At 65.7% G+C, this 8,074-nt stretch carries 6 protein-coding genes and 2 pseudogenes; 2 read left to right on the top strand and 6 right to left on the bottom strand.

Annotated elements, in window-relative coordinates:
- Positions 1–1,276: hypothetical protein (locus tag MBELCI_RS17645; RefSeq protein WP_131505598.1), on the bottom strand; the 1,276-nt coding region annotated here is incomplete at its 3' end.
- A 1-nt stretch (position 1,277) separates the two neighbouring features.
- Positions 1,278–2,009, bottom strand: a complete 732-nt coding sequence (locus MBELCI_RS17640; protein WP_131505597.1) for a hypothetical protein — start codon at positions 2,007–2,009, stop codon at positions 1,278–1,280.
- 443 nt (positions 2,010–2,452) lie between these two features.
- Here MBELCI_RS17640 and MBELCI_RS20885 point away from each other — a divergent pair.
- Positions 2,453–2,536: pseudogene (locus MBELCI_RS20885) on the top strand (transposase); the annotation flags it as partial.
- Between the two features lie 19 nt (positions 2,537–2,555).
- Positions 2,556–3,155: a substrate-binding domain-containing protein gene (locus tag MBELCI_RS17635; RefSeq protein WP_081698651.1), complete on the top strand. Its 600-nt coding sequence runs from the start codon at positions 2,556–2,558 to the stop codon at positions 3,153–3,155.
- Positions 3,156–3,165: 10 nt separating this feature from the next.
- Here MBELCI_RS17635 and fahA read toward each other — a convergent pair.
- From fahA to MBELCI_RS17615, 4 genes and pseudogenes are all read right to left on the bottom strand, one after another.
- Positions 3,166–4,433 (bottom strand): annotated as a pseudogene (gene fahA / locus MBELCI_RS17630) (fumarylacetoacetase).
- Entirely contained in the window at positions 4,430–5,800 is a 1,371-nt protein-coding gene (hmgA, locus tag MBELCI_RS17625) for a homogentisate 1,2-dioxygenase (protein ID WP_021695605.1), read from the bottom strand. The pseudogene fahA and the gene hmgA overlap by 4 nt, the downstream one beginning before the upstream one ends.
- Before the next feature lie 3 nt (positions 5,801–5,803).
- Positions 5,804–6,910, bottom strand: coding sequence for a 4-hydroxyphenylpyruvate dioxygenase (gene hppD, locus MBELCI_RS17620; RefSeq protein WP_021695604.1), 1,107 nt, complete (start codon positions 6,908–6,910; stop codon positions 5,804–5,806).
- Positions 6,911–7,098: 188 nt separating this feature from the next.
- On the bottom strand, positions 7,099–7,920 hold the full coding sequence (locus MBELCI_RS17615; RefSeq protein WP_021695603.1) for a hypothetical protein: 822 nt from the start codon (positions 7,918–7,920) through the stop codon (positions 7,099–7,101).
- Positions 7,921–8,074 lie beyond the last annotated feature (154 nt).

Genomic DNA, 8,074 nt, shown 5'->3' with positions numbered 1-8,074 from the left:
CGCTCGGCGTGGCCGATGCCAGCACGCCGTAGATGCCAAGCCGAAGGGTCTGCAACAGGGGATAGAGGACGGACCGGTTATCTGGCGCGCTGCGGTTGAAGATCCGGAAAAACAGGAAGATCGCACCAAAGAGACCTCCGATGAGGGCCACATCGACAACAACGATCTTCGCGAGTGCGATGAGCGGCTGCGAGCCTTGGACCTCGGCGATGTTCAAAAGCACCGCGCCCAAGACCGAGACCGCGATAGCCACGGCGAACGCACCGACGACGCTGAACCGGCGGGCGTGATCTTCGTAGCCCGAATGAAGTGTCGGGCGCTTTTCCCATTTCGAGCCCGAGACGTCGTTGTCGACGTAACCGGCTTCGTAGACCGCGAACACGGCAAGATGGATCAAAGCCAAGCCCAACGCGGCAAGCACGGGCTGCGGCATATCCCAGGCATAGGCCAGCACGATGGCCACGATGTCATATTTGATGACGCCGTTCAGCAGGTAGCGCTGTCCCGGACGCTTGGCCCTCTCCATATAGCGGAAAGGGATGTAGAGGTCGGCGAATGGCGCGGCAACGCGCGCATCGGACCAGGCCGCAACGACCGGAACGGCGCAGGCATCAAGAAGATCCCGGTCGTTCTCGCTGTTGGTGATCACCGTCGAACCCGCCACGGCCTCCTTGCCGAATGTCTGCTCAAGATGTTTGCGCTTGCCGGTCGATCGAAGCCGAAAGCCGCCCAGGAAGGTTCCGCAGACAAGGGGAACACCGGGGAGCAGCCGGTCGTGCAATGGTCGGACCACCGCCCCGAACCCGAGCGACACAACGGCGGTCGGGCGATTGGCGGGTTGCTTCAAAAGGTCGATCAGAGGCATGTTCGCACTCTCGCGGGCGATGCGGGGGGCATGGCGCCAGCGCCACAGCGGCAGGCTCCACGGCATCAGGATCGTCGGGATCACGACCCTGAGCCAGTCGTGATAGACGTGTTTCCTGCGATCGCCGGGAAAGAGCAGCCAGATGCGAGACAGGGTGATGAGCTTCAGGATGAGCCAAGCCAACATACGTGGCCGCAGGCTTCGAAGGTAGGCGGCCGTGGAATTGTCGAGCAGCAATGTTTCATCGAAATCAACGAACAAACCGCCGCGCCCCCTGAGCGTGAGCGCGGCTTCGACCTCGGCCAAGGGCGTGACGGGGACGTCCTCGGGCTCAGGACTGCCCGGATTTCGGGCATCGGCGCTGGCTCTTAATGGGTCCGCCTGCCCAACAGGCTGAAAGAAGGAGATCATCTTACGGGCCCCACTCGGCGAGCGCCGCACGGTGAATTTCCATATCCTTGGCGTAGAACGTCTTAATGAACCGCTCCACATCCTCTCCGAAAGACAGGCTGGCAAAGGCGTTTGACACCCCCCCGAGCGGGCCGACCCGCTTCGACAGCACAAAAATGCGTTGACGGGCGGGTTCAGGCACGACGCCCCGGTAAGTCGAGGCCAAACGACAGTCTACGCCACGCAAGCGGCCATGTGAGGCCAGGTTTGCACCTGCCCCCGCGGTCGTCTGATCGTTCAGACCGAATGTCTCGCCAAGCCGCGACCAGAGTGCGTCGAGACGCTCGATCGGAAAGACGGCGGTGACAACGCGATGGTCATCAAGATCGACATGGTCGGACTGCCGCATGAAGTTGATATATTCGAGATCGACGAAGGCGTCGCGCGTGTCGAGCCGGTTCACCACCTCGATTGCTTCGCGCTGCAGATCCTCGGGGTGGATGTCAGTGGCTCCGTACCCCTTGAATTCTTGCAACCGTTGGATGAGTGCTGATGTGAAACAGGCTCGCGGATCGTGAATGACCGCAAAGCTCGGGCCGGAGAGCATCAGCGCCCAGGTAGCCGGGAAGTTGTCTCTCAGGATCTGCAAGGGAAGATGCGCCAGGTGAATGTCGCCCAACCGAGGGCGCCGCACGATGTGCTCGCCCCCTCCACCGCAGCGCCGCGACGCCAATTCGGGCAGGTCGCTCGACAAGGTCGCTCGGGGAAAAGTCGCCACACCTTCGAGCATATCGGCACTGGTGACGCTGGCACATTTTGGACTGTGAACAGGACCGGGCCGAAGGGTGGGAGCGTGAAGCATGTCAGCCTGCAAAGTTTACAATTCGTTAACTGTTATTACCTAACGTCTCAGGGGACTAGCGATTAGGCCCCTGAATCTCATCAAAGTGTTTCGCGTACGAAACGGTGCAGAACCGGAACCATCTTATGAGAGCCATGTTTATGTTGGTCTCTTCCGCGCCGGATGAGGTGTTCGCTTTGCGAAGGTTTCCCGAGCTGGCGATCCTATCCCCGACTGGTCCTGTCGCCGTCTCACCGGACATTCGGGCGGTTGCGGTTTGATCTGCGATGAATTTTCGGGTGATTAGCCCTGTGGTTCGTGGACGCCTTCTAAGCTGGTTTTGAGACAAGAAGGCCATGATGAGCAGCAGCAGGTTCAGCGACGAGTTCAAGCGGGACGCGGTCGCGCAGGTCATCGAGCGAGGCTACCCGGTCAGGGAAGGTCCGTGACGGCGGGCGGATCGTCAGCCCGGCATTAGGTTGCCCGCCGTGGCCTCCTGATCAGGCTTGGACCTCTCCGAAAGTCGGCGCTCTTACACCAGTCGGTGGGGCACCATCCGCGGAACTCGGGCACCGCGACATCGCCTATCTCTGCGGCCCCGAAGGCAACGTGCTCGACACCGAACGAAGCGACGGTGTGGCCCAGGCGCTGGCCGCGCATGGGCTGGCGCTGCCCGAGGCGCGGTTCGGATCGCGGGATTTCTCGCTCGAAGCCGGGCGCGGGGCGGCGGCGGAGTTCGTGGCGCTCGCCCCCTGCCCCACGGCGGTGATCTGCGCCTCGGACCAGCTTGCCATCGGCCTTGCTTCGGGACTGCACGCGCGCGGACTGCGGGTGCCGGACGACGTGTCGCTGATCGGCTTCGACGACATCCAGACGGCCGAGCTCGTGATCCCGCCGCTCACCACCGTGCGGCAGGACCGGCTTCAGATCGGCGCGCAGGCGGCGGGGCTGCTGCTGCGCCAGCTTGCCGGAGCCAACTGCGCCCCCGACAAGATCGTCACCCTGCCGGTGTCGTTCCAGATCCGAAACTCGACATCGGCCCCGCGACCGGCGGCATAGGCCGACCGGCTCAAACAGGCGGCGCGGGGGCGGGCAGGATCGTTCCCTCGCACGTGCCAAAACCGATCCGCACTGCCCCCTCGCACCAGCCGCGCAGGCGCACCGTGTCGCCATCCTCCAGAAATCCGCGCCGCACCCCGTCGAGATCGAGCGGCTCGCGGCCATTTCGCGTCAACTCCAAAAGCGAGCCGCAACTGTCGTGGGTCGGACCCGAGATCGTGCCGGACCCCAAGAGATCACCCGTCTCCATGGCGCAGCCCGAGATCGCGTGATGGGCCAGCTGCTGCGCCGGGGCGTAGTAGAGATGCCGGGCGTTGCTGTGGCTGACCGTCCGCGCCGCGCCGCCTGCGGGGGCGAGGTCGATGGCCAGATCGATGTCGTAGTTGCAATCCGTCGGCTCGCGCAGATAGGGCAACAGCGGCGTCGCCCGGTCCGGTGTCGGCACCCGGTAGGCTCCAGCGCCTCGCGCGTGACGATCCATGGGCCGATCGTGGTGCCGAACGCCTTGGCCTGAAACGGACCGAGCGGCTGGTATTCCCAAAGCTGCACGTCCCGCGCCGACCAGTCGTTGAGCAGCACGAAGCCGAAGATCATCTCCTGCGCCTGCGCCACCGTTACCGGCTGGCCCATTCGCGACGGCGTGCCGACGAGGGTGCCCAACTCCAGCTCGAGGTCGAGCCGGGCGGTGGGGGCCAGGCGCGGCGCCATATCCTCCGGTCCCTTGATCTGGCCCAGCGGGCGGCGGATGCCGGTGCCCGAGACCACCACCGTCGAGGCGCGCCCGTTATAGCCGATCGGGATATGCGACCAGTTCGGCAGAAGGGCGTTTTCGGGGTCGCGGAACATCGCACCGACATTGGTCGCGTGCTCCTTCGAGGCATAGAAATCGGTGAAGCCGCGCAGGTAGACCGGCAGGTGCATCCGCACCGCGTCCTGCCGCAGCAGCACCAGATCGGCGTGCGGGCCCGCCTTGGCATCTAGCAGGTCCGCCACCGCCGCGCGAACGCGCGACCACTCGTCGGGCCCGAGCGCCATCAGCGCGTTGAGCGTGCCGCCGTCGAAGACCGGCGGTTCTCCGGGCCGCAGGAGGCCCGCCGCCTCGGCGGCGGTGAGATTGAGGATCATCTCGCCGATCGCCACGCCGACCCGGCGCGGCCCACCGCCTTCGGAGTACACGCCGTAAGGCAGGTTCTGGATCGGGAAATCCGTGCCCTCGGCGTTGGCGCTCTCGACCCAGCTGCGGCGGGCGGGGTCGTGGGTGGCGTTTCGCCCGGTCATTCGCCCCGCCAGTCGCGGCGCTCGGGGTCGAAATGGTTGCGCAGCGAGGCCCAGACCTTGGGATAGCCCGCCTGCAGCGTCGACAGCCCCGCGGCATGGCGCGTCACCTGCTGCGGAAAGCGGGTCTCGAACATGAAGGCCATGGTGTTGGTGAGCCGCTCCGGACCCAGATCCTTGAGCGAGGCCTTGTAGAACGCCTCTGCATCGGGTCCGTGCGGCAGCATCATGTTGTGGATCGACATGCCCCCCGGCACGAAGCCCTCCGGCTTGGCATCATAGACCCCTTCGATCAGCCCCATGAACTCGGACATGATGTTCATGTGATACCATGGCGGCCGGAACGAGTTCTCGGCCACCAGCCAGCGCGGCGGGAAGATCACGAAGTCGATATTTGCGGTGCCCGGCTCACCACTGGGGGCGGTCAGCACGGTGAAGATCGACGGATCGGCGTGGTCGTTCAGGATCGGCCCCACCGGCGAGTAGTGCCGCAGATTGTACTTGTAGGGCGCGTAATTGCCGTGCCAAGCCACCACGTCGAGCGGGCTGTGATCGATCTCGCAGCGGTGGAACTGGCCGCACCACTTCACGGTCAGACCGTGGCACGTGCCGTCGCGGCGCTCATAGGCCGCGACGGGGGTTAGAAAATCGCGCGGATTGGCGAGGCAGTTCGCGCCGATCGGACCGCGTTCGGGCACCGAAAAGGCCCCGCCGTAATTCTCGCAGACATAGCCGCGGCACTTGGCGTCGCCGTTCAGGAGCACCTTGTACTTGAGGCCGCGCGGCAGCAGCGCGATCTCGCCCGGAGCGATGTCGATCACGCCCATCTCGGTGAAGAAGCGCAGCCTGCCGATCTCGGGCACCACCAGCATCTCGCCATCGGCGTTGTAAAAGGCTTCGGTCTCCATGCTTTCGGTGACGGCATAGGTGTGGATCGCAAAGCCCGTCTGGGTCAGCACGTCGCCGCCGGTGGCGATGCTGCGCATGCCCTCAAGCCATGTGCCCGCATCCTCGGGGATCGGCGCCGGGTCCCAGCGCATCGGGGCCAGCGGCAGGCCGCTTTCGTCGGGCGTGGGAGCCGAGCGGAACAGCGGCAGGTCGATCCGCCGCATCCGGGCGATGTGCCGCACCGAGGGCCGCATCCGGTAGAGCCACGTCCGTTCGTTCGAGGCGCGTGGCGCGGTGAAGGGCGTGCCGGACAGTTGCTCGGCATAAAGTCCGTAAGGGCAGCGCTGCGGCGAGTTCTGCCCGATCGGCAGCGCGCCCTCGATGGCCTCGGTTTCGAAATCATTGCCGAAGCCGGGCATGTAGCCCTCGTTGTAGCGCGCCCGGCTCCGGGCGATGACGATATCCTCCTCGGGGGCGTCCATGGCTCAGGCCTCGGCCTTGAGAACGCCGCGTTGGATCTGGTCGGCCTCGATCGACTCGAACAGCGCCTTGAAGTTGCCTTCGCCAAAACCGTCATCGCCCTTGCGCTGGATGAATTCGAAGAAGATCGGCCCGATCACCGTCTTGGAAAAGACCTGCAGCAGGATCCGCGTGGTGCCGCCATCGACCACGCCTTCGCCGTCGATCAGGATGCCGTGTTTCTTCAGACCGTCGATCGGCTCCTGATGGCCGGTGACGCGGTCGTGGCTCATCTCGTAATAGGTCGCGGGCGGCGGCGGCATGAAGGCGATGCCCTTTTCAGCGATCCGGTCGGTGGCCGCATAGATGTCTTCGGTGCCGACGGCGATGTGCTGGATCCCCTCGCCCTTGTAGGCGCGCAGGTACTCCTCGATCTGGCTGTTCTCGTCGGCGCTTTCGTTGATCGGGATGCGGATCTTGCCGTCGGGCGAGGTCAGCGCGCGGCTCGTCAGGCCGGTCTGCTTGCCCTTGATGTCGAAGAAGCGGATCTCGCGGAAATTGAAGGCCTTGGCGTAGAAGTCGTACCATGTCGACATGTTGCCGCGCGCGACGTTGTGGGTGAGATGGTCAAGATAGTAGAACCCCGCACCCTCGGGCCGGGGATCGCGTTCGCCCAGCCACGTGTACTCCTCCTCGTAGCACGAGCCCCCTTCGCCATAGGTCTCGACGAAATACAAAAGCGAGCCGCCGATGCCGATCACCGCGGGCACGTCGAGCGATTTGCCCGGGCCGGTATATTCCTCGGCTCCGTAATCGAGCGCGCATTTCAAAGCGTGCGTCGCATCGACCACGCGCCACGCCATCGCGGGCGCGCAGGGGCCGTGTCGCTCGACGAAGCTGGCGGCATGGCTGCCCGGTTCGCGGTTGACGAGATAGTTGATCCCGCCCTGCCGGTAGAGCGAGATGTCCTTGGTCTTGTGCCGGGCCACCTCCTCGTAGCCCATGCTTTCGAACAAGGTCTCGAGCCGGCCCCGCTCGGGATGGGCGAACTCGACGAACTCGAACCCGTCGGTCCCCGCCCTGTTCTGCTCGTTGATCTTGGCCTTCGGCGCATCATGCGGAAACGGTCCCATGGACTCCCCCCTTGAAAAGCGCATGGGTTGCGTGCCCCACCATGCTGTCCAGGACGCCCGGCCCGCGGGATGGCCCGGATCGGGGCCATGAAGAAAGGTTAGTGGGGCAAATGGTGCGTCGTCAACATGGATTGCGCGAGCGCAATATGGCCGGTCGGTGGCCCGGGCCGACCTTATCGCGCCGCACCCTAATTCCCGATCAACAGCAGCTCACCGGTGACGCAGATCGCATTGCCGCCCTCGCGCAGGAGGCCCCGCGACGGGCCGCCGTCGAAACCGATGGCCGCCGCCGAGATGCGGGCGCGCCCCGCCTGCATCTCGCCTTGCGTCACCAGCATCTCGGTGGCGAGGCTGTCGAGGTCAGTGGCGTCGGCGAAAGTGGCCCCTACCAGGCTGCCCAACCCTTCGATCCGCGCCCGCTGCAACCCGTGCCGCGCGGCCGCCTCGGCAAGACCCGCATGCAGATCGACATGCGGTCTGAGCGCGCAGAGCACCGCGGGCAGCCCGCCCGCCGGATCGTTCGCCAGACCGTCCTTCGGATCGGCCACGCCCTGCGGCGCAAAGAGCGAGAACCCCGTTTCGGCATCGGCCTCGACCGAAAACATCGCACCGCGCAGCCCCCAGCCCTCGGCCTCGACCCCCGCGTCGAGGTGGCATTCGGGACCGAGCAGGTGCCCCATCCGCGCGGCATCCTCATCGGCCCCGCGCCACAGCCCGTGACCATGCACGAAAGGCGCGCCGTCGCGGCGGCCCAGATGCACGCCGGCCTCCGCTATCCGGGCCGGTGCGAGCCGCCGGATCGCACTGTACCATGCCACCGGCCCGTGACCGGGGGCGGGGGCGGGGCGGACATAGTCGATCCGTGCCATGCCGACATCGTGCAGCCGCAGATACCCCGCCTCGAACCCCTGCTCCGCAAAGGCCTCGGCCACCACCCGGTCGAAGGGTCGCCCGCCGCGCAGCCGCAGCCGCAGCGGATGTGCCCGGCAGGCGAGGCTCGCGATGCGCAAGGCGCGCGGCGGGGCCGGGATGGCAAGGTGGGGCGATCATGGCGCAATCACGGGGCGATTTCGCCGCGCGCGACGAGGGCCTCGCGGATCATCTTCTTGGTGATCTTGCCATAGCCGGATTTCGGCATCCGATCCCAGAACACCACCCGGCGCG

Source organism: Limimaricola cinnabarinus LL-001 (assembly GCF_000466965.1).
Classification (GTDB): Bacteria; Pseudomonadota; Alphaproteobacteria; order Rhodobacterales; family Rhodobacteraceae; genus Limimaricola; species Limimaricola cinnabarinus.
The sequence above is the reverse complement of the archived record's forward strand: the minus strand, read 5'-3'. Positions and strand labels throughout refer to the sequence as shown.

What these genes read in the sequence shown, in the direction of transcription:
- hmgA (WP_021695605.1), bottom strand. Translation starts at nt 5,800, where the DNA reads ATGGACGCCCCCGAGGAGGATATCGTCATCGCCCGGAGCCGGGCGCGC.
- hppD (WP_021695604.1), bottom strand. Translation starts at nt 6,910, where the DNA reads ATGGGACCGTTTCCGCATGATGCGCCGAAGGCCAAGATCAACGAGCAG.